The following is a 25,500-nucleotide window of genomic DNA, read 5'->3' as shown; positions in this document are numbered from 1 at the left end:
CATGGCGGACACCGGCTTCGTTCAACCGCTGCTCGCGCCCAGAAGCATCGCGCTGATCGGCGCCTCCGACGACAGCACCAAGACGTCGTCGCGGCCGCTGCGCTATCTGAGGCAGGCCGGATACGAAGGCACGATCTATCCTATCAATCCTCGTCGCGCGCAGATCGCGGGCGAGCAGGCATGGCCGTCATTGTCGGCGCTGCCCGCCGTCCCGGACCACGCCTTCATCCTGACGCCGACGGAGCAGGCCCTGGAGGCGGTCGAGGAATGCGCGCGCCTGGGTGTGCCCGTGGCGACGATCCTGGCGACAGGCTTTTCCGAAGATCGCAATGCGGGACCTGCGCGGGTCGCGCGCCTCAAATCGCTGTGCAGGGATTCGCGGCTGCGCATCCTGGGGCCGTCGAGCCTTGGCGCCATCAACCTGCACCACCGCACGATCCTCACAGCCAACGCCGCGTTTGCGGAGCCGGATCTTCCGGTTGGCGGCACCTTCGTCGCCTCCCACAGCGGCAGCATGCTTGGCGGATTGATATCGCGCGGCAAGGCACGCGGCGTAGGCTTTGCGGGCCTGGTGTCGGTCGGCAACGAAATCGACCTCAGTCTCGGCGAGATATGCGCGGCGACGCTCGATGATCCCAAGATCACCAGCTACATGCTGTTTCTCGAAAGCCTGCGGCACGCCGACGATCTCAGAGAATTCGCGCTCGGCGCGGCGGCGCGCGGCAAGCCGATCGCAGCCTACAAGCTCGGGCGTTCGCCAGTGGCGGCGGAATTGGCGCTGTCGCATACCGGCGCGCTCGCCGGCGAGGATGACGTCGCCGACGCTTTCCTGGCCGATTGCGGCATCGCGCGGGTCGAGAATTTCGAAACCCTGCTCGAAGTGTTGCCGTTGCTCGAACGCGTTGCCCTCGGCGCAACCACGGGCCGAAGCCCTCGGGTCGGCATCCTCACCACCACCGGTGGCGGCGCGGCGATGGTGGTGGACGGTCTGGCGGGCAGGGGAATTGAGGTCGTCACACCTTCGAAAGAGACCTTCGCCGCCATTGGCGCTGCGGGCGTCGCCGTGCAGCACGAGCGGATCGTCGATCTGACGCTTGCCGGAACGCGCTATGACGTCATGAAAGCTTCGCTTGAGGCGATGCTGGCGGCACCTGAATTCGACATGGTGGTCGCGGTCACGGGATCTTCGGCGCGGTTTCAGCCCGAGCTCGCGGTAAGGCCCGTGATCGACAGCGCGGCATCCGGAAAGCCGCTTGCCGCATTCCTGGTGCCGGATGCGCCGGACGCATTACGTCTGCTTGGGCAAGCCGATGTGCCGAACTTCAGGACTCCGGAAGCCTGCGCCGACGCGATCGCGGCAGCCTACAAGAGGCGCAGGCCGCGCCCGGCGCCGCCGGCCGCTCCACTCTCGTCCGGCACGCGACAGCTCGACGAACTCGAAGCCTATGTGCTGCTCGCAGGCCTCGGAATAGACCATGCGCCGAGCGTGTCGCTTCCGGCTGACGGATCGAAGCTGGATCTGCCGTTCTCCTATCCCGTCGCGGTCAAGGCGCTCTCCGCAGAGATCGCACACAAGACGAATGTCGGCGGCGTCGCGCTCAACGTGACCAACGCGGAGGAGCTCAAGGCCGCGATCCTGCGCATCGCCGCCTCTGTGGCCGCGAACTGCCCCGGGATTGCGCTGCGCCATGTCCTCGTCCAGCCCATGACCTCGGGTCTCGGCGAGGTCTTGCTCGGGTATCGGCGTGACCCGGACGCAGGGCCGATCGTGCTGCTCGCAGCCGGCGGCATTTACACGGAGATCTATCGCGATCGCAGCATTCGCCTTGCGCCGGTCGACCTCGCTGGCGCGCGCGAGATGATCGAGGAGCTGAGCATCTCCCGCATCTTCCAGGGCTTTCGCAACCGGCCGGTCGGTGATCTGGAGGCACTGGCCCGCGCTATTGTCGCATTCTCGAAACTTGCCGAATATAGCGAGCGCGGCGTGATCGACGCAGAAATCAATCCCCTCATCGTCCGTCCAAAAGGAGAGGGTGTCCTCGCGATCGACGCGCTGGTGCAGCTCGCACAACAGGGAGATCGTGATGATTGAGCAATTGAAAGAGCGTGTAAACGCCGACGCCGGCCTGGTTCGCCGCGGCCGTTTCCTCTCGACCAACTTCCTGCTCGAGGTCGGCTCGACGCAGTGGCTGATAAGCATTGTGGAGGGACGAGTCTCGTCCGTGGCGCGGGGCCCCTTCGTGATGCCCTCCTGGTCGTTCGCACTGCGTGCGCCGCAGGAGGAGTGGGCAAAATTCTGGCAGGCCGACCCGCAGCCCGGTTCGCATGATCTGATGGCGCTGATCAAGCGCCGCGTCCTGAAGGCCGAGGGAAACCTCCAGGTCTTCATGGCGAACCTTCGTTACTTCAAGGAAAGCCTCGCCAAGCTGCGGGCGGGAGTTGCAGCATGAGCGCGAGCTTTGAACCGATCGTCGGCCGCTACATGAATCTTCAACTGCTGGGCCGGCCGCACCGCCTTTATGTCGAGGAGGCCGGGCAGGGCGTGCCGCTATTGTGCCTGCACACGGCCGGTTCGGATGGCCGGCAATATCGGGCGCTGATGAATCACCGGGACATCATTGCCCGTCATCGGGTGATCGCTTTCGATATGCCCTGGCACGGGAAGTCGTCACCGCCCGCGGGCTGGCACGACGAGGAATATCAGCTCACTTCGCAGCAATACACCACGATGATCCTCGAGATCATGCAGGCGCTCGAGCTGGACAAGCCCATCGTGATGGGATGCTCGATCGGCGGACGCATCGTGCTGCATCTGGCGCTGGAGCACCCCGATCGCTTCCGCGCGATTATCGGTCTGCAGGCGGGTGCTCACGTTGACCCCTACTATGATCTCAACTTCCTGCACCGGCCCGATGTGCATGGCGGCGAAGTGTGCGCGGCGATCGTCTCCGGCCTGGTCGGACCGAAGGCGCCGGTCAAGGAGCGCTGGGAAACGCTGTGGCATTACATGCAGGGCGGTCCCGGTGTCTTCAAGGGCGACCTGCATTTCTACAAGATTGACGGCGACATCCGCCAGCGCGTCGCGCAGATCGATACATCGCGTTGTCCATTGTTCCTGCTTTCCGGCGAATACGACTATTCGTGTACGCCCGAGGAAACGATGGCTGTTGCTGCAAGCGCGAAGGGTGCCCAAGCCACCATCATGAAAGGCCTCGGCCATTTTCCGATGAGCGAGGACCCTCAGGCGTTCATTGGTTACCTGCTGCCGGTGCTCGAGGAGATCAGCCGGACGGCCGGCAAAGGGTAATTGCAATTTTCAATTAAAGGGGAGGACAAGGGCAAATGAATCTTCGTTCCATCGTGCTGGCTGTGTCGGCTGCTCTGGCGGCCACGCCGGCTGCGGCCGAGATTTCGGGCGGCGTCGTGAAAATCGGCGTGCTCACGGACATGTCGGGTCCGTACGCCGACAATGTCGGCGCAGGTGCGGTGCTTGCCGCGAAAATGGCGGTTGAGGATTTCGGCGGCAAGGTCGCCGGCGTTCCGATCGAGGTCCTGTCTGCCGATCATCAGAACAAGGCGGACATCGGCCTTGGCATTGCACGGCGCTGGTACGACACCGAGGGAGTCGACACCATTACCGAGGTCGTGTCCTCGGCGGTCGCGCTCGCTGTTCAGCAGCTCTCGCGCGACAAGAACAAGGTCCTGCTGGCGACCGGCCCCGGGACGCCCGACCTCACGGGCAAGGCCTGCTCACCGGTCGGCATCCATTGGGCGTATGACAACTACGCACTTGCCAATGTCGCGACCGCACCGCTGGTGCATAGGGGGCTGAAGAGCTGGTACTTCCTGACCGCAGATTACAGTTTCGGGCATGCCTTGGAAGCGGAGGCGGCCAAGGTGGTCACCGCGAACGGGGGCCAGGTGCTCGGGTCGGCCCGAGCCCCGCTCAATACGTCCGACTTCTCCTCGTACCTGCTGCAGGCGCAAGCATCGAAGGCCCAGGTGGTCGGCCTCGCAAATGCGGGAGCAGACATGATGAACTCGCTCAAGCAGGCCAATGAGTTCGGTCTGACCGATGGCGGCCAGAATATCGCGGCCTTGCTCGTGAACCTTCCCGACATTCACGCCCTCGGTCTCAACAGCGCCAAGGGCCTGATGTTTGCCGACAGCTTCTATTGGGACCTCAACGACAAGACCCGCGCATGGAGCAAGCGCTTCATGGAGCGCTTCAATGGCAAGGCGCCCGGCAGCCTTCAGGCCGCCGTCTACGGTGCCGTGACGCATTACCTCAAGGCAGTGGAGGCAACCAAGAGCGATGAAGGAACGGTCGTCGCACAACAGATGCGCAAGACGCCCATCAACGATTTCTACACGGTGAACGGCACCATCCGCGAGGATGGCCGTGTGCTGCGCGACATGTACCTTCTGCAGGTGAAGCAACCGTCGGATTCGAAGTATCCGTGGGACTACTACAAGGTCCTCGCCACCGTTTCGGGCGACAAGGCGTTTCGTTCCTTGAAGGACGGTAACTGCCCGCTGCTCACGGAGAAATGAGGTCACTCCCGGTCAACACGCAAGCACGAGAGCGTCCGTATGGCAGTGGACTATCCTGAACTGAGGCTGTTCGTCGGCGGCCGATGGATCGGCCTTGACGCGCGAAAGGGTGAGCCGGTCTACAATCCGGCGACGGGAGGTGTCCTCGCCGAGCTCCCGCATGCGACCGAGGCCGATCTGGACGAAGCCTTGGTTGCCGCGGCCGCAGGTTTCGAGCGGTGGCGGCGCACGTCTCCGGTCGAGCGGGCGCGGGTGCTGCAGCACGCGTCGGCCCTGATGCTCGAGCGGCGGGACCAGATCGCGACGCTGATCACGCTGGAACTCGGCAAACCGATCGCCGAAGCAAAGGCCGAAGTCGAGCAGGCCGCGGGAATCTTCAGCTGGAATGCAGAGGAGGGGCGACGCGCCTACGGGCGGGTCATTCCGCCGCGAACGCGAGGGGCCATGCAGTTCGCTTTGCGCGAACCGATCGGTCCCATCGCCGCTTTCGCATCCTGGAATGCGCCGGCAATTACGCCGTCGCGGAAGATCAGCGGCGCGCTCGCCGCTGGTTGCTCCGTGATCATCAAGGCGTCGGAAGAAACGCCGGCGACCGCACTTGCCATTGCCGCACTGCTGCAGGAGAGCGGTCTGCCGGATGGGGTGCTGAACGTCGTGTTTGGCAATCCCGCGGAGATATCGGCGAAGCTGATCGGCTCTCCGATCATTCGCGGCATCACCTTCACGGGCTCGACCTCGGTCGGGAAACAGCTCGCATCGCTGGCGGTGCAGGGCATGAAGCGAATGACCCTGGAACTCGGCGGTCACGCACCCGTGGTGATTTTCGAAGACGTCGATCCGGAGGCTGTGGCACTCTCTGCGGTGACGGCGAAATACCGGAATGCGGGGCAGGTGTGCACGTCACCCACGCGGTTCTACGTGCATCGCGCGATCCACGATCGCTTTGTCGCGCGCTTCGCCGAGCTCGCAAGAGCCATCAAGGTTGGAAACGGCCTCGATCCGGCGACGAGAATGGGCCCGCTGGCCAATGCCCGCCGGTTGGAGGCGATGGACCGTTTCCTGGATGATGCCCGCTCGCGACAGATCGCGGTTCCGGTCGGCGGCAAGCGGATCGGAGGCGAGGGCTGCTTCTACAGCCCGACCTTGATCGCGAAGGTCGATGAGGATTGCCTGGTCTCGAACGTGGAGCCGTTCGGCCCGATCGCCGCGACAACTGCGTTCGATACGGCGGAAGACGCCATCCGTCTCTGCAACCGGCTTCCGTTCGGACTTGCGTCTTATGTGATGACCAACGACATGCGCAATGCCGGCGCCGTGATCGACGGCATCGAAGCCGGCAACGTCGTCGTGAACCACTGGCAGGCATCGCTACCGGAGACGCCGTTCGGGGGCTACAAGGACAGCGGCGTCGGCTCGGAAGGCGGGGTCGAAGGACTGCAGGCCTTTCAGAACATCAAATATGTGAGTGAGCATAGGCCTCCGTCATAGCGGCTCAGGTCGCGCGCAACAGGTCCGCGACAGCCCGCCGGGCGATCGCGTTTTCCTCCGGCAAGCCGATCGAAATGCGCACCCAGGTATCGAGCGGTGGATAACTACGACCGATGTCGATGCCTTGTGCTGCGAGCAAGGACGCAATGGCTTGTTGCGGCCGGCCGGAGTTGAAGAACACGAAATTGCCCTGCGAGTCCGTGAAGCGAACCTTTCGTTGCCGGAACAGCTCGTACCAGGCATCGCGCTCGACCGTGACCTTCGCGCGAACTGACGGCACATAATCTGTATCTTTCAGACTGGCGTTTGCAGCGACCAGGCTGAGCCGATTGAGGCCGAAAAATGCGCCGATGCCGAGCTGCTTCACCGACTTGGCCAACTCGGCGGGCGCCAGCGTGTAGCCGATGGCAAGGCTGGCGAGTCCGTAGATTTTCGCGAATGTCCTGAAGACGGCGACCTGATCGCCGTTGCGAACGAGGCCGGCGACGGTTCGCTTCTCGAAATCCGGCGTGAATTCGAGATAGGCCTCATCGACGATGACGAGCGTGCGCTTGGAGAGATCGTGCACGAATTCGATGAACTGCGCCGCCTCGCTCACCGTGCCGCTCGGATTATGCGGATTGACGAGATAGACTGCGCGTGTCCGTCCATTGACCTTGCCGGCGATGGCGGGGAGGTCGTTCTCGAGTCGGTCGTTGAGGGGAACGCCGACCACGATGCCGCCGGCGGGCGAGACGGCATCGACCAGCGCAGTATAGCCGGGCTCGGAATAGATGAACTCGCCGCCGGTACCGCCGCCGGCCGACAGATACAGGCCGAGCACGTCGAGAATCTCGCCGAGTACGACCTGCTCGGCAGCAACATTCTCGTGCGCGGCAATCGTCCGCGTCAGCTCGGTGAGTTCGTCGCCGGTATAGCGGCTGAGACCGGTCAGGTGGGCCTTGATCGCCTCCACCGCCCGGGGCGAGGGACCGAACGGATTTTCATTCAAGGAGAGGCGAATTCGATCTTGTTTCGATGCATTGGCCATGGCTGGATACAAAAAACTGCTGGTTGCGGCCGCACTGATCAGCAGCCAATCGCGTCGAGAAAGCTCCGTCAGGGTGCTGCTCCTTACGGTCGATAGCGGTCGCAAAGTTGCGCCGGTCACCACCAACTATAAGCGACCAACGGGACGATCGAGAACACGTCAGACTGCACCGTCGCGCGATTGTTACGCGCGGTGAACTTACGTTGTCTACAGTCTTGATCTCGGATACGGTTCGGACTTCTCTCCGCGCGACACTCTCATTGTCGGGGCCGACAACGAAAGGATTTTCGGATCGAACGAAAATCGACACACATCGGCGAATACAAACGGTGAGTTTATTTTTCTCCGGTGCACACTGCTGCGAACATTTCGACGTTGAGCACATGCAAAAGGAGGCAAGAATGAAGACAGTGGTTGTGTTACTGTCGACGATTTTCCTGCTGGCCGTACCTGTGACGGCGCATTCCAAATCCGTTTTTGTTGCGAAAGTTCCTAGTGTCTGGCGCACGCCAAACGGCGCAGCCTTCCTGGAATTCCGTTCCAACCCTGATCTAAATCGCGCGTGGGTATCAGCGACCTTGTGCGATAAATACGTTAATGGAGATTGGGCAGCGTCCGAATGCAAACCATACAACAGCTACAAGATTAGAGTTGCTGGCCTTGTCTACGATCGTTCGTTAGGTGCAATCCGCCTTGGCAAGCACGTGTGCGCCTGGGTGGAAGATGGACTTGTGCGGCCGATCTTTCGGCAGACGGGCCAGTGCAAACTCAACATAGGCACGGTTCGCCAAGACTACAGCGATGGCTTTGATACGTACTGGCGACCGATGGATGTGATCACCATCCAGCTAAATGATGGAACCGGCAGATAGGTCGAGCGGCACGCTTTGCGGAAATACTGTCTCGCTCTCGTGCAGCACAACGAGAGGAAGGCGAGGGTGATGCGAACCGAGCGCGTTGGCGCTAGGTAAGCGTTGCTGACGTGTCAAGGCCGTCAATCGACCAAGAAGCTCGGCGAGCTGCGATGCAAGCGAGAGGTAGAAAGCTCACCACACGGCTAGATACGTTGCCTTGGTGAGCGTTCGTTGCATCGTGGGGTCTTCGGATCTTACGGACGAGAAGTTCGTCGACGCGTTGCACCCGATATCGCTCGGTATCCGCTCGCGTGCTGTCGGCTGTATCGACCCTGGTCGTCAGCCTGGGCGGCAATTGCTCCTTGAGTTGTATTTGGCGAGGGACGGTGCGATGATGCTCGCGCTCACCGACGCGTACTTGAATGCGATCGTACCGGATTTGGTGCCGACTGCCAGCCTTGGACGATCGGTTTCTGGAATTCCAGGTCGCAAGCTTTTCTTCCTTGCAGACGCATGAGCACAGCAGTGAATGCGAACCCGGTCAGCGAGATTGTTGCCTGGCACGCGATATCTCAACAAGAGGTCGTGGAGCGACTCGGCACCAGCCGGGAGAAAGGTCTCGATCCGGCTGAGGCCGCGGTCCGCCTTCGGAAATACGGGCCAAACCGTCTGCCGGAAGGCAGGAAGGAGGGACCGTTTGCCCGGTTTCTCGCGCAGTTCAACAACATCCTGGTCTACGTGCTGCTCGCCGCGGGATTCACCAAGTTGATGCTGAACCTTTGGGTTGATGCGGCAATCATTTTTGCTGTGGTCATTCTCAACGCGCTGCTCGGGTTCATTCAGGAGGGCAGGGCCGAGAAGGCACTGGACTCCATCCGCAACATGCTGTCCGCGGAGGCGCGGACGGTGCGCGGTGGCGAGAGCCGCATGATTGCTGCGGAGCAACTTGTTCCGGGCGACGTCGTGCTCCTGGAGTCGGGTGACAAGATTCCTGCAGACCTGCGGCTCATCGAGACAAAGAACCTGCGGACCGAAGAGGCCGCCCTCACCGGCGAATCGGTGCCGGCGGAGAAGGGTGTCGATGCAGTACCTGTGAACGCAACGGTCGGGGATCGCGAGAGCATGGCGTTTTCCGGCACCATGGTCACGTCCGGTCGCGCGACCGGAGTGGTCGTCTCGACCGGCAGCGAGACCGAGCTCGGCCGCATCAACCAGCTGCTCGCCAATGTCAGTGCGCTCGAGACTCCGTTGCTGCGCCAGGTCAAGAAATTCGGCTACGCCATCACCGCTGCGATCGGGGTGATCAGCGTACTGATATTCGCCTACGGGAAGTGGGTGAAGGGTATGGACTTTGTGGAGTTGTTCCAGGCCGTTGTCGGCATCGCGGTATCGCTTATTCCGGAGGGACTACCCGCGCTCATCACGATTACCCTGGCCATCGGCGTGCAGCGCATGGCGCAGCGCAACGCCATCATCCGGCGATTGCCCGCGGTCGAGACGCTTGGATCGGTGTCGCGGATCTGCTCGGACAAGACGGGCACGCTGACGCTCATGGAAATGATGGTGGTGTCCGCCGTTACGGCTGAGTCAGCATATCAAATTACAGGCGACGGTTATTCGCCGAAGGGGGAGATCAGAAAGGACGGAGAGGCCGCGGGCAGGGAGCCGGTACTCGCGCTCATGGGGCGGGTCTCAATGCTCTGCAACGATGCGGAGCTGTTTCTGGAGGAAGGCCGCTGGAAAGTGGAGGGCGATCCGACGGAAGGGGCGCTCTATCCGTTCGCGGCCAAGCTCGGTATGGATCGGCAGGCAGAGCAGGCAGCAGCTCCGCGTATCGATGCCATTCCCTTCGAATCCGAGCACAAGTTCATGGCGACGCTCCATGAGGCTGCGAGCGGCGAGCAGGTGCTGCTGGTCAAGGGCGCCCCGGAAGTGATCCTCGATCACTGCGATCGCCAGCAGACCGCCGACGGCCCGCCGAGGCCCCTCGACCGCGAGCACTTCTTGAAACAATCAGACGGACTTGCGGCTCAAGGCGAACGTGTGCTGGCGCTGGCGTGGCTTGAGAATCCGAATGTGAAGGCCGGCAGTCTCACCGCGGCCGACTTGCCACGGACGCTCGTCTTGCTCGGCCTGATCGGCTTGCTCGATCCGCCGCGCAAAGAGGCCATCGAGGCTGTGAAGGAGTGCCATGGCGGTGGCATCCGGGTCACCATGATCACGGGCGATCACAAGATCACCGCCGCGGCCATCGCCAAGATGCTCGGTCTCGGCGACGGGAAGACGGCGATCACGGGCACCGAAATCGAGGGCATGGACACCGCGACGTTGCAGGAACGCGTTCGCACTGTTGATGTCTTCGCGCGTGCCAGCCCTGAACACAAGCTGCGCCTTGTGAAGGCCATCCAGGCCAATAACCAAATCGTGGCGATGACAGGCGATGGCGTAAACGACGCGCCTTCGCTCAAGAAAGCCGACATCGGCGTGGCCATGGGTATCAAAGGCACCGAGGTGACGAAGGAGGCCGCCGGGATGATCCTGGCCGACGACAACTTCGCCTCGATCTCGGCAGCAGTGAAGGAGGGGCGCACGGTCTACAACAACATCGAGAAGGCCATGCTTTTCCTGTTGCCGACCAACGTCGCGCAGGCAATGGTGATTGCGTCGGCCATCTTTCTCGGCTTCACCATGCCGATCACCGCCCCGCAAGTCCTTTGGGTCAATATGGTGACTTCGGTCGCGCTTGGCCTGGTCATCTCCTTCGAGCCGCACGAGATCGATGTGATGAAGCGGCCGCCGCGCGCGGTGGACCGCCCGATCGTCACAGGATTCGGGATTTGGCGGATCGTCTTTGTCGGCTTGGCGCTCCTTGCCTACACCTTGCTGGCATTCTTCTGGATGAAGGCCCAGGGCGCTTCGGACGGATTGGCGCGGACGGTAGCCGTCAATGCCATCACAATCGGCCAGGTCTTCTATCTCTTGAACAGCCGCTATCTGCTCGACTCGTCGCTCGACGTCAGGGCGCATATGGGCAACCCGTACTTGCCGCTCGGGATCGTTGCCGTGGTGATCCTGCAACTGATCTTCACTTACACGCCGCCGTTCCAGGCGACGTTCGGCAACGAAGCTATCCCGTTATGGGTCTGGCCCTGGCTGCTGGCGGGCGGTCTGGTGTTCTTCCTCGTCGTAGAGGCTGAGAAGCTGATCATTCGCTCGTCGGGCTCGCTGCGGAAGGCTGTCGTCGCTGCCGAAGCTGGCACATGACTGATCGCAGAGCCTTGGATCCCAGAGCCTTGGACAAAGGCCTCAGCCTTCGCGCGCAAGCTCCGCACGCGCGGCCGCCAGCTCCTTCTTCTGGCCCGCGCTCAGCGTCGGGTATGCAAGGTCAAGCTGCTCGACCGCCTCCACGATTGCCGCAGCGACGACAAGCCGGGTGAACCACCTGTTGTCGGCTGGGACCACATACCACGGCGCGTGCTCCGAAGCCGTGACCCGGATTGCATTTTCAAACGAGCGCATGTAGTCGTTCCAGAACTTGCGCTCGTGGATATCCGAAGGGGAGAACTTCCAGTTCTTCTCCGGCTCGTCGAGGCGCTTCATGAAGCGTTTTTTCTGCTCTTCGCGCGAAACGTTCAGGAAAAACTTGAGGATGACCACGCCCTGCCGCGTCAGGTAGTCCTCGAAATGCGCGATGTCGGCGAGCCGTTCGTCCCAGATCCGCTTGCTCATGAACCGCGGAGGCAATTTCTGCCGCTCCAGGATATCCTCGTGCACGCGCACAATGAGAACTTCCTCGTAATAGGAGCGATTGAATATGCCGATCCGCCCGCGCTCAGGCAGACGCTTGACGTAGCGCCACATGAAGTCGTGGTCGAGCTCTTCCTGCGAAGGCTGCTTGAACGAGTAGACCTGACAGCCTTGCGGATTGACCCCCGACATGACGTGTTTGATCGTGCTGTCCTTGCCAGCGGCATCCATGGCCTGGAAGACGAGCAGCAGCGACCAGCGATCCTGCGCATACAGCATGTCCTGTTCTTCCGCCAGCCACTGAGTGCCGCGTTGAAGGAGGCCGGCAGCTTCACCCTTGTCCATCTTCAGGCCGCGCGTATCGCCGGGGGCGAAATCCTTCAATTGAAAGCGCTTGCCGTTAGCGACGCGGAACGGGTGGGTGTACTTCTGGATTTGGTCGAGAATCTCTTTCCTCGGCATAGCGAGACCTCCCATTTGTGAAGAGACAATCTCGCTCGGTCGGCTAGACGCCGCAATGCTGTCGGCCTCAGTGATCGGGCAGCTCAGTACGATCTGGAATTCCCGGGCCGATCGCCAGCGCGGGAGCAATAGCAGGGAGGGCGTGCAGGACTCGCGTGAACGGACCGCAGACAATCGGGAGAGCGCTACAACAACGGCTCGAGGCTATGGCCTATACCAAATTCGCATAAGGTATATTATGGAATATATTTATATACAATCGGATCAAAGATTTAGGCGAATTTCCTGATAGAAACGCCAATCTGGCGCGTCAGCGCCAGCTTCCCGTCAGGCAATCCGGAGCGACCGCATTGGCCAGTCCGCATGTGAGCATCCAGCCGTCCGCCGCCCTGTGTGAAAGCCTATATTGCCGCCGGCTCCAGACGCTGCAATAAGCGCCAGCGAGATCGCTTGCCGACCCGCGGCACGGACAACAACAAGCCTCATAAAGGGAGCAAACCAAGATGAGCTTTTCACGACGCGCGCTACTGAAGGCATCGGCTGCCTCGGCCGTTTTGGGCGGCCTTGGCGCGCCATTGGTGGCCCGCGCGCAAGCCGCCGAGTTCACCTACAAATACGCCAACAATCTCCCGGACAGCCATCCCATGAACGTCCGCGCCCGCGAGATGGCGGCGGCGATCAAGACCGAGACCAATGGCCGCTTCGACCTGCAAGTCTTCCCCAACAACCAGCTCGGTTCCGATACCGACGTGCTGAGCCAGATCCGTTCCGGCGGCGTCGAGTTTTTCACGCTGTCCGGCCTGATTCTGTCGACGCTGGTGCCGGCGGCATCCATCAACGGCATCGGGTTCGCGTTCCCGGACTATGACACGGTCTGGAAGGCCATGGATGGCGGGCTGGGCGCCTATGTCCGCGGCGAGATCAAGAAGGCCGGGCTCGAGGTGATGGAAAAGATCTGGGACAACGGGTTCCGCCAGACCACGTCGTCGACCAAGCCGATCAACGGTCCGGAGGATTATAAAGGCTTCAAGATCCGCGTGCCGGTCTCGCCTTTGTGGACCTCGATGTTCAAGGCGTTCGACGCCGCCCCCGCCTCGATCAATTTCAGCGAGGTCTATTCGGCGCTGCAGACCAAGATCGTCGAGGGTCAGGAGAACCCGCTGGCGATCATCTCGACCGCCAAGCTGTACGAGGTGCAGAAGTACTGCTCGCTGACCAACCACATGTGGGACGGCTTCTGGTTCCTCGCCAACCGCCGTGCCTGGGAGAAGCTACCCGAGGACGTCAGGACCATCGTCGCCAAGAACGTCAATGCGGCGGCCGTCAACGAGCGTGCCGACGTCGCCAAGCTGAATGCCAGCCTGCAGCAGGAACTGGCCGGCAAGGGCCTCATCTTCAACCAGCCGGGCATCACGCCGTTCCGCGACAAGCTCCGCGCCGCGGGCTTCTATGCCGAATGGAAGGGCAAGTATGGCGACCAGGCCTGGGAGCTTTTGGAGAAATCCGTCGGCAAACTGTCGTAAGCTCCAGCGCGCCAACTCAATAATCTCTAGTGCAGGGGGCCGTGATGGCTCATGCCGAACTGAGCGAGATCATGGCCGGCGAGGCGGACCACTCCCCTCGCCGCCGTTCGTTCACGGAATCGCTCGAACACACCCTCGGACGGCTGGTCGAGATCCCGGCGGCGCTATTGGTCGTAGCCGAGATCGTGATCCTGTTCGCCGGCGTGGTTGCTCGCTATGCGCTGCACAGCCCGCTGATCTGGTCGGACGAACTGGCCTCGATCCTGTTCCTGTGGCTGGCGATGCTGGGCGCTGCGGTCGCGTTCCGCCGCGCCGAGCACATGCGGATGACCGCCGTCGTCGCCAATGCGCGTCCGGCGCTGCGGTCCTATCTCGATCTCGTCGCCACCGCCGCGGCGCTGGCGTTCCTGCTTCTGATCGCCTGGCCGGCCTACGAATACGCTTACGAGGAAAGCTACATCACGACGCCGGCGCTGCAGATCCTCAATAGCTGGCGGGCGGCGGCGCTGCCGACCGGGATCGGCCTGATGGCGCTGTTCGCGCTGCTGCGGCTCGCCCGCGCGGCCAATGTGCGGACGGTGCTGGCCGCAATCGCATCGGTAGCGGCGGTGATTGCCGTATTCTGGCTGCTCAAGGGCGTCTTGCGACCGCTCGGCAACCTCAATCTCATCATCTTCTTTGTCGGCGTCACCGGCTTTTCGGTCTTCGCCGGCGTGCCGATCGCGTTCGCGTTCGGGCTTGCGACCTACGGCTATCTGGCGCTGACCACCGGCACGCCGCTGATGGTGCTGGTTGGCCGCATGGACGAGGGCATGAGCCATCTGATCCTGTTATCAGTGCCGCTGTTCGTCTTCCTGGGGCTTCTGATCGAGATGACCGGCATGGCGCGGGCGATGGTCGCCTTCCTGGCGAGCCTGCTCGGTCATGTCCGTGGCGGACTGCATTACGTGCTGGTCGGCGCGATGTATCTGGTCTCCGGCATTTCCGGCTCCAAGGCCGCCGACATGGCCGCCGTCGCGCCGGTGCTGTTTCCGGAGATGAAGGCGCGCGGCGCCCGTCCCGGCGATCTCGTCGCCCTGCTCTCCGCCACCGGCGCGCAGACCGAAACCATCCCGCCGAGCCTCGTGCTGATCACCATCGGCTCGGTCACCGGCGTTTCGATCGCCGCACTGTTCACCGGCGGCCTGCTGCCTGGCGTGGTGCTGGCGATCACGCTGTCGGTGCTGGTCTGGTGGCGCTACCGCAAGGAGGACTTGCGGCACGTGAAGAGGGCGAGCGGCGCCGAGATTGGGCGGACACTCATCATCGCCCTGCCGGCGCTGGCCCTGCCTTTCGTGATCCGCTACGCCGTCATCGAGGGCATCGCCACCGCAACGGAAGTCTCTACGATCGGCATCGTCTACGCCTTTATCGTCGGCTTCTTCATCTATGGCCTTTTGATCTACCGCAATTTCGACTGGCGGCGACTCGTGCCAATGCTGGTCGAGACGGCTTGCCTGTCGGGTGCGATCCTCCTGATCATCGGCACGGCAACCGGGATGGCCTGGGGGCTCACCCAGTCCGGCTTCTCCCGGGCGCTCGCCGCGGCCATGACCGGGCTCCCCGGCGGCTCGGCAAGCTTCATCGCGGTGTCGATCCTGGCATTCGTGATCCTCGGCAGCGTGCTCGAGGGGATACCGGCGATCGTGCTGTTCGGGCCATTGTTGTTCCCGATTGCGCGTGCCGTCGGCGTCCACGAGGTGCACTATGCCATGATCATCATCCTGGCGATGGGCATCGGATTGTTCGCACCGCCCTTCGGCGTCGGCTATTATGCGGCCTGCGCCATCGGGCGCGTCGATCCGGCGGAAGGCATCAGACCGATCTGGGGCTATCTTCTGGCGCTGATGGTTGGACTGATCATCGTCGCGATCTTCCCGTGGATTTCCATCGGGTTCTTGTGAGACTTTAATCTTTAATGGGATCCAGCCATGAGCGCAGCCCAGAACCAGTACAATATCGGATTGGACAAGACGCCCGCCAACTACGTGCCGCTGACGCCGCTCAGCTTCCTGGCGCGTTCGGCCGCCATCTATCCCGACCATGTCAGCACCGTCTATGAAGGCCGTAGCTTCACCTGGGCCGAGACTTACGATCGCTGCCGGCGCTTCGCGTCCTATCTCGCCAGCCGCGGCATCGGGGTTGGCGATACCGTTGCGGCGATGCTGCCGAACATCCCTGCGATGAACGAACTGCATTTCGCGGTGCCGATGACCGGCGCGGTCTTGAACACGTTGAACATCCGGCTCGACGCGCCGTCGATCGCGTTCCAACTCGATCATGGCGGCGCAAGGATCATCCTGGTCGATCCCGAATTCGCCGGCGTCATCGCCGACGCGCTGGCGCAGATGAAAGGTCCCAAGCCTTTCGTCATCGACGTCGATGATGCATCGTTCGATGGCGGCCAGCGCATCGGCGAGATCGAATATGAAGCGGCGCTCGCGCTGGGCGATCCCGCCTTTGTCGAGCGTCGGCCTGACGACGAATGGGAAGCGATCGCGCTCAGCTATACGTCGGGGACCACGGGTAATCCCAAGGGCGTGGTGACGCATCACCGCGGCGCCTATCTCAACGCCGTCAGCAACATCCTCGCGGGTAATCTCGGACAGCATCCGGTCTATCTCTGGACGCTGCCCATGTTCCACTGCAACGGCTGGTGCTTTCCCTGGACCATAGCAGCCGCCGCAGGCGTCAATGTCTGCCTGCGCAAGGTCGAGCCCACCAGGATCTTCGAGCTGATCGCAAAACACGGCGTCAGCCACATGTGCGGCGCGCCGATCGTCTACAACGTGCTGATCAATGCGCCGGACGCGCCGAAGGGCGGGCGCGCAAAGCCCGTGATTGGATTGATCGCAGGCGCCGCCCCGCCGGTCGCCGTGCTCGAAGGCGCCGAGCGGATCGGCATCAAGCTCACACATGTCTATGGCCTGACCGAGGTCTATGGCCCTGCCTCCGTCTGCGCCGAGCAGCCCGGCTGGGACGAATTGCCCGCCCCGCAGCGCGCTCAGATGAAACGGCGACAGGGCGTGCCCTACCCGCTCGAGGAGGCCGTCACCGTGCTCGATCCGGCCACGATGCAGCCCGTGCCGCGCGACGGCGAGACCATCGGCGAAGTCATGTTCCGCGGCAACATCGTGATGAAGGGCTATCTGAAGAACGAGAAGGCGACGCAGGAAGCCTTCGCCGGCGGCTGGTTCCACACCGGCGATCTCGGCGTGCTCGATCAGCACGGCTACGTCATCATCAAGGACCGCTCCAAGGACATCATCATCTCCGGCGGCGAGAACGTCTCCTCGGTCGAGGTCGAGGACATCCTCTACAAGCACCCCGCTGTGCTGTTTGCGGCAGTGGTCGCCAAGCCCGACCCGAAATGGGGCGAAGTGCCCTGCGCCTTCGTCGAGCTGAAGCAAGGTGCGCAGGCGACGGAGGCAGAGATCATCGCCTTCTGCCGCGAGCAGATGTCCGGCTTCAAGACGCCGAAGGCGGTGGTGTTCGGCCCGATTCCGAAGACCTCGACCGGCAAGATCCAGAAATTCATGCTGCGCAACCAGGTCGGATCAGCGAAAGCGATCTCGACCTAGCCGCGATCACCGCCGTCATTGCGAGCGCAGCGAAGTAATCCATCTATCCACGGGCGCAAGCGGAGGAATGGATTGCTTCGCTGCGCTCGCAATGACGATGATGGACTTTTACCCCGCCTTGTCCAGCACCAGCCGCATGCCGTCATACGCCGGCACCACACCGGCGGGCAGCTTTTGCCGCAACGCCTCATAGTCGAGGTCGGCGTGCATGTTGGTGATGACGGCACGCTTCGGCTTGAAGCGGTCGATCCATGACAGCGCATCGGCCACGCTGAAATGGCTGGAATGCGTCGCATAGCGCAATCCGTCGACGATCCAGAGATCGAGGTTCTCCAGCGCCGGCCAGCTTTCCGTAGGGATATCGTGCAAATCTGGCGTGTACGCCGCGCCGCCGACGCGAAAGCCGAGCGCGGGAATCCTGCCGTGCTGGACCAGGAAGGCGGAAAGCTTGACCGGACCGCCCTTCCCCTCGGTCGTATGGCTCTCGCCCGCCTCGATACCGTGACGCGTCAGGATCGGCGGATAGTCGCTGCCCTCGGGCGAGATGAAGCAATAGGAGAACCGCGCCATGATGTCCTTGGCGGTCGACTGGTTGAAGTAGACCGGAATGCGTCGGCGCTGATGCATCACCACCGAGCGGAGGTCGTCGATGCCATGGGTCTGGTCGGCGTGCTCATGCGTGAGGAAGACCGCGTCGATGTGATCGACGTTGGCGTCGATCAGTTGCTCACGCAGGTCGGGCGAGGTGTCGACCACGATCCGCGTGGTGCCGTGCGCGCCGTTGCGCTCGACCAGCAGCGAGCAGCGGCGGCGGCGGTTCTTCGGATTGTTCGGATCGCAGGCGCCCCAACCGAGCGCCGGGCGCGGCACGCCGGCGGAGGAGCCGCAGCCCAAAATCGTCAACGTGATCGTCATGCCGCCTCTTTCGGAGCCGGCACTTTGGAGAACAGCCGGAAGAAGTTTTCGGTGGTCTGCCGCGAAATTTCCTCCAGTGAAACGCCGCGCGTCTCGGCGAGGACCTTGGCGACCTCGACCACGTAAGAAGGCTCGTTGCGCTTGCCGCGGAATTTGCCGGGCGCGAGATACGGCGAGTCGGTCTCGACCATGATGCGATCATCAGGCAGCTCGGCCGCGAGCGCCCGCAACGCCTCCGATTTCTTGAAGGTCAGGATGCCCGTGAACGAGATCGACAGGCCAAGCGAAATCGCTTTCATCGCGAGCTCACGCCCGCCGGTGTAGCAATGCAGCACCGCCTTGAACGGTCCCTTCGCCACCTCGTCTTCCAGGATGCGGCCGCAATCCTCGTCCGCCTCGCGGGTGTGGATCACGAGCGGCAGGCCGGTGGCGCGTGCAGCGGCGATATGCGCGCGGAAGCCGCGCTCCTGCGCCTCGCGCGAACCGTGCTGGTAGAAGTAGTCGAGCCCGGCCTCGCCGAGTGCCACGACCTTCGGATGCCTGGTCAGCTCGATCAGTTCGGCCGGCGCAATGCCGTCTTCCTCGTCGGCCTGATGCGGATGCGTGCCGACCGAGCAGTAGACGTTCGGAAAACGCTCGGCGATCGCAAGCAGCGTGTCGAGCCGCCGCACCCGGGTCGAGATCGTGACCATGCGCCCCACGCCCGCGCCCTCGGCCCGCGCGACGATGGCGTCGAGATCCTCAGTAAAGTCAGGAAAATCCAGGTGGCAATGGCTGTCGACCAGCATGTCCTTCCAACCGCTCAATCGGTCTTTGGTTCGACATAGCGAGGGAACACGCCGACCGGCGGCGGCAATTGGACGCCCGGCTTGAGCCGCTCGCCAAAGGCCGCGAATTGGCGCAACTTATGATCGTCCCTGGGAATGCCCAGACTGTCGAGCAGCTTGGCCGAGGCTTCCGGCATCACAGGCTGCGTCAGGATCGCGATCTGGCGCACGACCTCCGCGGTCACATACAGCACCGTCTTCTGCCTGATAGGATCGGTCTTGGCCAGCGCCCATGGCGCTTCGCCCGCGAAGTAGCGGTTGGCTTCGGCCACCACGGCCCACACCGTGTTCAGCCATTGGTGGATCTGCTGGGTCGCCATCGCATTTCGCGACGCCTCCAGCATGTTATCTGCCTGCGCCAGGATCGCCTTGTCATTGTCCGAGAACTCGCCGGGCTCCGGCAGCACGCCGTCGAGCTGCTTGGCGATCATCGACAGCGAGCGCTGCGCCAAATTGCCGAGATCGTTAGCAAGGTCGGCATTGATGCGCGCGACGATGGCCTCGTGGCTGTAATTGCCGTCCTGCCCGAATGGCACCTCGCGCAGGAAGAAATAGCGCATCTGATCGACGCCATACTGGTCCGCGAGGTTGAAGGGATCGACGACATTGCCGACCGACTTCGACATCTTCTCGCCCCTGCTGAACAGGAAGCCATGGGCATAGACGCGCTTCTGCACGGGGATGCCGGCCGACATCAGGAAAGCGGGCCAATACACCGCGTGGAAGCGGATGATGTCCTTGCCGATGATGTGCACATCCGCCGGCCAATAGCGCCAGTTTGTATCGTTCTGGTCGGGATAGCCGACGCCGGTGATGTAGTTGGTGAGCGCGTCGACCCAGACATACATCACATGCTCGGGATCATTGGGCACCTTGACGCCCCAGTCGAACGTCGTGCGCGAGATCGAGAGATCCCTCAGCCCGCTCCTGACGAAGCTCATGACTTCGTTGCGACGCGAGTCCGGCCCGATGAAATCGGGCTGGCTCTCGTAGAGATGAAGCAGTCTGTCCTCGTACGCGGAGAGCTTGAAGAAGTAGCTCTTCTCCTCGACCCACTCGACCGGCGTGCCCTGCGGTCCGCGGCGGACATTGTCCTCGCCGACGACGGTCTCGTCCTCGGCGTAATAGGCCTCGTCGCGCACCGAGTACCAGCCGGAATAGCTGTCGAGATAGATGTCGCCATTCGCCAGCATGCGATCCCAGATCGCCTGCACCGAACGGTGGTGCGCCGGTTCGGAGGTGCGGATGAAACGGTCGAACGAGACGTTCAGCCGCTCGTCCATTTCCTTGAAGCGGGCGGCGTTGCGGGTCGCGAGTTCGTGCGGCGTCAGTCCCTCGCCTTGCGCGGTCTGGATCATCTTCTGGCCGTGCTCGTCGGTGCCGGTCAGGAAGAACACGTCCTTGCCGTCGAGCCGCTGGAAGCGCGCCAGCGCATCGGTCGCGATCGCCTCATAGGCGTGGCCGATATGCGGCTGGCCATTGGGATAGGCGATCGCGGTCGTGATGTAGAACATGTTGCCGCGATCGGTCGCAGGCGCGGGGTTGGCGGCGGGATCGGGTTGCTTCGGCTTTGGCTTCGGCGCCTTCTTCGCCACCGGCGCGGGCGCGGGTGTGCTGGCCTGCTCCGGAGCAGGAACCGGCTTTTCTGTCGCGGTCTTCTTCGTGGCTTTCTTTGCCGATCTTTTCGCGGGCTTCTTGGTCTTGGCAGGCGTCTTCTTGGTCGTTGCCTTCTTGGTCGTTGCCTTCTTGGCAGTTGCCTTCTTGCCCGCGGCTTTCTTGACGGCGGTTTTCTTCTTGGCAGCTTTCTTCACGGCCGGCTTGGCGGTCTTTTTCGCCTTCTTCGTAGTCGCCGTCTTCTTTTTCGTGCGCGTTTTCACCGCGGCCTCGGCGGCGCGACGTGCTGCCTTCTTCGTCTTTTTCTTCTTCGAAGCTTTCCGAGCCACAACGAATTCCTCAAGGTGCAGTTCAAGTGAAAATGATCGGGATTGGTGAAACGGCGGATTACCGCACGGCTTCCGCGAGCATCGAAAACACCGAGAACACCAGCGGTTTGCGTTCCAGATTGTATGCTTCAGTGTCGCGCGCGGCGAGGACGATCTTTTCCCATACCTCCGCCAGCCGTGCAAGGCGCGGCAAATTGGCGTTGGGATCGCCCGTGCGCAGTCTGTCGCTGATCCAGCGTTCGACGCCCTCGATGAAGGCCGCGAGCGCCACGCGATCGCTGAGGCCCAGCGAATCCGCGAGCGCATGCAGTTCGCGCGGATCGACCTGCGGCAATGTCGCAAGCAGCGCTGCGGTCTTCTGCTGCAGCTTCAGCGCGTCGCCGCCGAGAAGGTTCAGCGCCCGCGCCACGCTCCCCTCCGCCGCTGCGGCGGCCTCGATCAGCGCCGGATCGTCGGGTGCCATTTCGGCGGCCGCGGAAGCGGCGCGGATGACGTCATCGGTATCAAGCGGCCTGAGCAGCAATTTACGGCAGCGGGACAGGATCGTCGGCAGCACCCGCGACGGCGCGTGGCTGACCAAAAGGAACAGCGATTGCTGCGGCGGCTCCTCGAGAATCTTCAGGAGCGCATTGGCCGCATTCGGATTGAGCTCGTCGACGGTATCAACGATGCAAACGCGCCAGCCCTCGACCGCAGCCGTCGAGCCGAAGAACGAGATGGTTTCGCGGGTCTCGTCGACCGTGATCACCGTCCGCAGCACGCCGCGGTCGTTGAGCCCGCGCTCCAGCACCAACAGCCCGCCATGAGCACCCGCCGCGACCTGCCGTGCCACCGGATCCTGCGGATCGACCGCCAGCGTCTCCGCCTGCTGCACGGAAGGCGCGAGCGGATCGCGGTGCGCCAGCACGAAGCGCGCCATGCGATAGGCCAGCGTCGCCTTCCCGATGCCGGCCGTGCCGCCGATCAGCCAGGCGTGCGGAATGCGGCCCGAGCGATAGGCCGCGAGCAGCGCGGTCTCCGCCTCGCGATGCCCGAAGAAATCGGGCGTCTCGCGCGGATGCCGGACCGCGATCTCCTGTTCGACCTTGCGCGCGCTCATGCGTGGCTCGCCGCCGGAATTGCTGTGAGGAGGCGCTCGCGCAACGCATGCCAGATGCGCTCGGCGACCGCATCGGCGTCGGCATCGGCATCGATCAGCACGCAGCGCTGCGGGTCTTCGACCGCGAGCTGCCGGTACGCCTCGCGCAAATCCTGATGGAACTGGACGTCCTCGGACTCGAAGCGGTCGGGCGCCGCGCTGCCGCGCCGTGCCGCCGCCCGCTTCAGGCCGACTTCCACGGGCACGTCGAGGATGAAGGTGAGATCCGGCTTGAGGTCGCCGATAGTGACGCGCTGCATGGCGCTGACGAGGCCGGGCGGCACCTGTCCGAGCCGGCCCTGATAGACGCGCGTCGAATCGAAAAAGCGGTCGCAGAGCACCCAGATGCCCTGATTCAGCGCTGGCCGGATCACGGTGCGGACGTGATCATCGCGCGCGGCCGCGAACAGCAGCGTCTCGGCGTCGGGCCCGAGCAGCTTGCCCATGCCCGACAGCAGCAGATGGCGGATGATCTCGGCGCCCGGCGAGCCGCCGGGCTCGCGGGTGACGATGGTGCGCAGCTTGGTCCCGTTCAGCCGCTCGGCGAGCCGCTTGATCTGGGTGGATTTTCCGGACCCCTCGCCGCCTTCGAACGTGATGAAACGCCCGCGCAAGGATGGTCGTTTGGCCCTCGCCTTTGCCATGTCAGAGCTTCTCGACGCCGGCGCGGAACATGCCGATGACCAGCTCCTGGGCGCCGTCGAGCGCCCGGCGCACGGTCGATCCCGTGCCGATCGCGTCCGCCGCGTAGACGGGCGTTTCCACGGCAAGATTGCCGCTCCGCCAGACCCTGACGACGCCGATCTGTTGTCCGGCCTGGATCGGCGCCCGCACCGGGCCGTTATAGACCACGCGCGCGAGCAGCTTCTCATTGCCGTTCTTCGACACCATCACCTTGATCGGTTCGGGGCTCGTCAGCTTCACCGAGCGGCTTTCCCCGCCGAACACCCGTGCGTAGCCGATGGTCTGGTTGGCGGCGATCAGCGTGCGGGTCTCGAAGCTGCGGAAGCCCCATTCCAGCATCTTCTTGGCTTCGCTTGCGCGGTCATCGGCGTCCTCCAGCCCGTTGACCACCACGATCAGCCGCGTGTCGTTCTGCACGGCCGAGCCGACCATGCCGTAGCCGCCCTCCTTGGTGTAGCCGGTCTTCAGGCCATCGGCGCCGCTCAGCGAGTTCAACAGCGGATTGCGGTTGAGCTGACGGATCTTGTTCCAGGTGAATTCCTTCTCGCCGAACAGCTTGTACATGTCGGGATAGGTCAGGATGATATGGCGCGCGAGCTTCGCCAGCTCGCGGACGGTCATCTTGTTGCCGGGGTCAGGCAGGCCGTTGGAATTGGCGAAGGTCGATTTGGTCAGCCCCAGCTCCCGGGCGCGCTTGGTCATGAAGTCGGCCGCAAACTCGCGCTCGGTGCCGGCGATGCCTTCGGCGAGCGCGATGCAGGAGTCATTGCCGCTCTGGATGATCGCCCCGTGCAGGAGGTCGTCGACCGAGACCTTGCTGTGGATGGCGGCGAACATCGTCGAGCTGCCGGAGGGCGCTCCGCCCCGTCGCCAAGCGTATTCGCTTATCTTGTATTCGTCGGTCAGCTTGATGTGGCCGTTCTTGAGGGCGTTGAAGACGACTTCCGCCGTCATCAGCTTCATCATGCTGGAGGGCGCGCGGAGCTCGTCGGCGTTCTTCTCGAAAAGCACGCTGCCCGAGGACGCCTCGATGAGGATCGCGGTCGGCGCATCGCCGTCAAAGCCGCCCTCCTCCTTCTTGGCGCCCTGCACGCTGTTGTTGGCGGCATAGACCGCGGTGCCGAAGCCGATCGCAAGCGCGACCGCAGCCGCCGTCAGCGCGCGCCAAGGTGAACACCAGGGCCGGCGCGCCGGGAAAGCGGATCGAGAAGCAGCGATCATCGGCGATGTCCTGAAACGGGGGCCTTCTACCAGTTGGAAGTACCGCAAACAACTGAGGTTTTGGCCGCAAGGCCGTAGCCGGCGCGCACTCCCGCAGTGAAAATGATCCTATCGCGTAAGCCGCGTCGGTTCCTTGAAGCAAATCCGGCAAAGACGGCGGAAACGCGTACGCCTGAAGGGCTCGAGGCTGCAGCCGACGCTGATCGGGTTTCTTAAGATAAGCGCGTGAAGCTGTTGATTTTAGTACAGCCCGCGACCGCTCAGCACTTCCGCCGGACCGCGCGGATCGATCGGGACATAGGCCGAGCCGGCATCGCTCGCAGAGCTGCCATTGGCGTCATATGACACCTGCCGCAGATTCGCGGTGCCCCGCCCGCGCCCACGGCTGGAGGCAGACATTTCCGAGGTCGCATTGGTCGAGGCGTAATCGGCCGACGTATTGCCCAGCGAATAGGGCCGCCCCTCCGGCAGCGGAACCTCGCCCCGGATGTGGCCAGCCGAGGACGACATGTCAGGCACGAACGGCCTAGCCGAGGCGATCCGGACCGTGGACGGCGACGGCGCCGGCACGCCGCTGCGCAGCGTCGCCAACAACTGGCGGTCGTCGGAGCCCTCCAGCGGCGCCCGTCCGACATATTCGACGCGGACGCGGGCGACGCCATGACCTTTGAATTCAAGCAGTTCGGCGGCTTTGTTCGAGACGTCGATGAGGCGGTTGCCGTGATAGGGGCCGCGGTCGTTGACGCGCACGATCAGCGACTTGCCGTTCCGCAAATTCGTCACCCGCGCATAGGAGGGCATGGGCAGCGTCGGATGAGCGGCGGTCAGCGAGGCCATGTCGAACACTTCGCCATTGGCGGTCAGCCGACCGTGGAAATCATCGCCATACCAGGAGGCCATCCCCTCCGCGCGGTAGTTGGCGTCTTCCTCCGGCACATACATGCGCCCGGCCACCATGTAGGGCTTGCCGACCCGATAGGTCCCGCCGCCCTTCGGTACCGGGTCGCCGAAGGCGACCACGCGCGGGCTTGCGGAAACACCGTATTTCGGATCGACGCGGCTCGCGAACTTGTTCGAGGAGGCGCAGTTGGCGAGCACCAGGCAAGTCGCGACCGCAGCCACCCCCCGCGCCATCGCTCGAATCGGATATTGCCGCTTCCCCATCGACCCCAACTACCACGCTACCGGACGCGTGCCCACTTGCGAGGCCTCTTCGCGTCACTGATCCCCACGATGCGGCCCACCTTCCGCATCAGAACGTGAGGATATCGCAACCGGAACACGGCGGAAATGGGGAGAGCCGAACCATGGTAAATTCTCGGTTGCGCCCTCCCCGGCATTCTACGGGCAAAGCTGTCCCGCTTTCACACATCTGTTGCAGCAAATCATCACTTCACGGCCGATCGCAGCGTTGCCGGCAGGATTCTTTTGACTGTGCAAGGCTGCAGTCGTTCTCTCCCTCGTGCGCAGGGGGCGCAAAGGAAGTTCTGAAAT

The 25,500-nt window shown here is 63.1% G+C and carries 19 protein-coding genes; 10 read left to right on the top strand and 9 right to left on the bottom strand.

Annotated elements, in window-relative coordinates:
- The first annotated feature begins 1 nt into the window (after position 1).
- The 5 genes from ACZIRK_RS13395 to ACZIRK_RS13375 are packed head-to-tail and all read left to right on the top strand — an operon-like array spanning position 2 to position 6,042.
- Positions 2-2,092, top strand: a complete 2,091-nt coding sequence (locus ACZIRK_RS13395) for an acetate--CoA ligase family protein (RefSeq protein WP_463327445.1) — start codon at positions 2-4, stop codon at positions 2,090-2,092.
- Positions 2,085-2,450, top strand: coding sequence for a hypothetical protein (locus tag ACZIRK_RS13390; RefSeq protein WP_463327444.1), 366 nt, complete (start codon positions 2,085-2,087; stop codon positions 2,448-2,450). Before ACZIRK_RS13395 ends, ACZIRK_RS13390 begins: the two co-directional genes overlap by 8 nt.
- The gene (locus ACZIRK_RS13385) at positions 2,447-3,307 is read left to right on the top strand and encodes an alpha/beta fold hydrolase (protein WP_130223390.1); all 861 of its coding nucleotides are present in this window, start codon (positions 2,447-2,449) and stop codon (positions 3,305-3,307) included. The genes ACZIRK_RS13390 and ACZIRK_RS13385 overlap by 4 nt, the downstream gene beginning before the upstream one ends.
- Positions 3,308-3,342: 35 nt before the next feature.
- The gene (locus tag ACZIRK_RS13380) at positions 3,343-4,554 is read left to right on the top strand and encodes an ABC transporter substrate-binding protein (protein WP_130223388.1); all 1,212 of its coding nucleotides are present in this window, start codon (positions 3,343-3,345) and stop codon (positions 4,552-4,554) included.
- Between the two features lie 39 nt (positions 4,555-4,593).
- A complete protein-coding gene (locus tag ACZIRK_RS13375) occupies positions 4,594-6,042 on the top strand; it encodes an NAD-dependent succinate-semialdehyde dehydrogenase (protein WP_130223386.1) in 1,449 nt (482 codons plus the stop codon).
- 4 nt (positions 6,043-6,046) lie between these two features.
- On the opposite strand, the gene ACZIRK_RS13370 is transcribed toward ACZIRK_RS13375, so the two are convergent.
- Positions 6,047-7,072: a pyridoxal phosphate-dependent aminotransferase gene (locus ACZIRK_RS13370; RefSeq protein WP_130223384.1), complete on the bottom strand. Its 1,026-nt coding sequence runs from the start codon at positions 7,070-7,072 to the stop codon at positions 6,047-6,049.
- Positions 7,073-7,473: 401 nt separating this feature from the next.
- On the opposite strand from ACZIRK_RS13370, the gene ACZIRK_RS13365 reads away from it, so the two are divergent.
- Both ACZIRK_RS13365 and ACZIRK_RS13360 read left to right on the top strand, forming a co-directional pair.
- The gene (locus ACZIRK_RS13365) at positions 7,474-7,944 is read left to right on the top strand and encodes a hypothetical protein (protein ID WP_130223382.1); all 471 of its coding nucleotides are present in this window, start codon (positions 7,474-7,476) and stop codon (positions 7,942-7,944) included.
- A 495-nt stretch (positions 7,945-8,439) separates the two neighbouring features.
- A complete protein-coding gene (locus ACZIRK_RS13360; protein WP_130223380.1) occupies positions 8,440-11,190 on the top strand; it encodes a cation-translocating P-type ATPase in 2,751 nt (916 codons plus the stop codon).
- 42 nt (positions 11,191-11,232) lie between these two features.
- On the opposite strand, the gene ACZIRK_RS13355 is transcribed toward ACZIRK_RS13360, so the two are convergent.
- A complete protein-coding gene (locus ACZIRK_RS13355; RefSeq protein WP_130223378.1) occupies positions 11,233-12,135 on the bottom strand; it encodes a polyphosphate kinase 2 family protein in 903 nt (300 codons plus the stop codon).
- Positions 12,136-12,638: 503 nt separating this feature from the next.
- On the opposite strand from ACZIRK_RS13355, the gene ACZIRK_RS13350 reads away from it, so the two are divergent.
- From ACZIRK_RS13350 to ACZIRK_RS13340, 3 genes are read left to right on the top strand one after another with little or no spacing between them, the layout of a single operon-like run.
- The gene (locus ACZIRK_RS13350; protein WP_130223376.1) at positions 12,639-13,658 is read left to right on the top strand and encodes a TRAP transporter substrate-binding protein; all 1,020 of its coding nucleotides are present in this window, start codon (positions 12,639-12,641) and stop codon (positions 13,656-13,658) included.
- A 44-nt stretch (positions 13,659-13,702) separates the two neighbouring features.
- A complete protein-coding gene (locus tag ACZIRK_RS13345) occupies positions 13,703-15,601 on the top strand; it encodes a TRAP transporter large permease (protein ID WP_130223374.1) in 1,899 nt (632 codons plus the stop codon).
- A gap of 27 nt (positions 15,602-15,628) precedes the next feature.
- The gene (locus tag ACZIRK_RS13340) at positions 15,629-17,278 is read left to right on the top strand and encodes an acyl-CoA synthetase (RefSeq protein WP_130223372.1); all 1,650 of its coding nucleotides are present in this window, start codon (positions 15,629-15,631) and stop codon (positions 17,276-17,278) included.
- A gap of 108 nt (positions 17,279-17,386) precedes the next feature.
- On the opposite strand, the gene ACZIRK_RS13335 is transcribed toward ACZIRK_RS13340, so the two are convergent.
- The 7 genes from ACZIRK_RS13335 to ACZIRK_RS13305 form a co-directional block, all read right to left on the bottom strand.
- Positions 17,387-18,193 carry an MBL fold metallo-hydrolase gene (locus tag ACZIRK_RS13335; RefSeq protein ID WP_130223370.1) on the bottom strand — a complete coding sequence of 269 codons (807 nt, stop codon included), beginning with the start codon at positions 18,191-18,193 and terminating at the stop codon, positions 17,387-17,389.
- Positions 18,190-18,981: a TatD family hydrolase gene (locus ACZIRK_RS13330; protein ID WP_130223532.1), complete on the bottom strand. Its 792-nt coding sequence runs from the start codon at positions 18,979-18,981 to the stop codon at positions 18,190-18,192. Before ACZIRK_RS13330 ends, ACZIRK_RS13335 begins: the two co-directional genes overlap by 4 nt.
- Positions 18,982-18,995: 14 nt before the next feature.
- Entirely contained in the window at positions 18,996-20,963 is a 1,968-nt protein-coding gene (gene metG / locus ACZIRK_RS13325) for a methionine--tRNA ligase (RefSeq protein WP_463327443.1), read from the bottom strand.
- Between the two features lie 58 nt (positions 20,964-21,021).
- A complete protein-coding gene (locus ACZIRK_RS13320; RefSeq protein ID WP_130223368.1) occupies positions 21,022-22,062 on the bottom strand; it encodes a DNA polymerase III subunit delta' in 1,041 nt (346 codons plus the stop codon).
- Positions 22,059-22,745, bottom strand: a complete 687-nt coding sequence (gene tmk, locus ACZIRK_RS13315; protein ID WP_463327442.1) for a dTMP kinase — start codon at positions 22,743-22,745, stop codon at positions 22,059-22,061. The genes ACZIRK_RS13320 and tmk overlap by 4 nt, the downstream gene beginning before the upstream one ends.
- Before the next feature lies 1 nt (position 22,746).
- Positions 22,747-24,006 carry a D-alanyl-D-alanine carboxypeptidase family protein gene (locus ACZIRK_RS13310; RefSeq protein ID WP_130223364.1) on the bottom strand — a complete coding sequence of 420 codons (1,260 nt, stop codon included), beginning with the start codon at positions 24,004-24,006 and terminating at the stop codon, positions 22,747-22,749.
- A 240-nt stretch (positions 24,007-24,246) separates the two neighbouring features.
- The gene (locus tag ACZIRK_RS13305; RefSeq protein WP_245474534.1) at positions 24,247-25,140 is read right to left on the bottom strand and encodes a septal ring lytic transglycosylase RlpA family protein; all 894 of its coding nucleotides are present in this window, start codon (positions 25,138-25,140) and stop codon (positions 24,247-24,249) included.
- Positions 25,141-25,500 lie beyond the last annotated feature (360 nt).

It is taken from the genome of Bradyrhizobium sp. Leo114 (genome assembly GCF_055229415.2).
The sequence above is the reverse complement of the archived record's forward strand: the minus strand, read 5'-3'. Positions and strand labels throughout refer to the sequence as shown.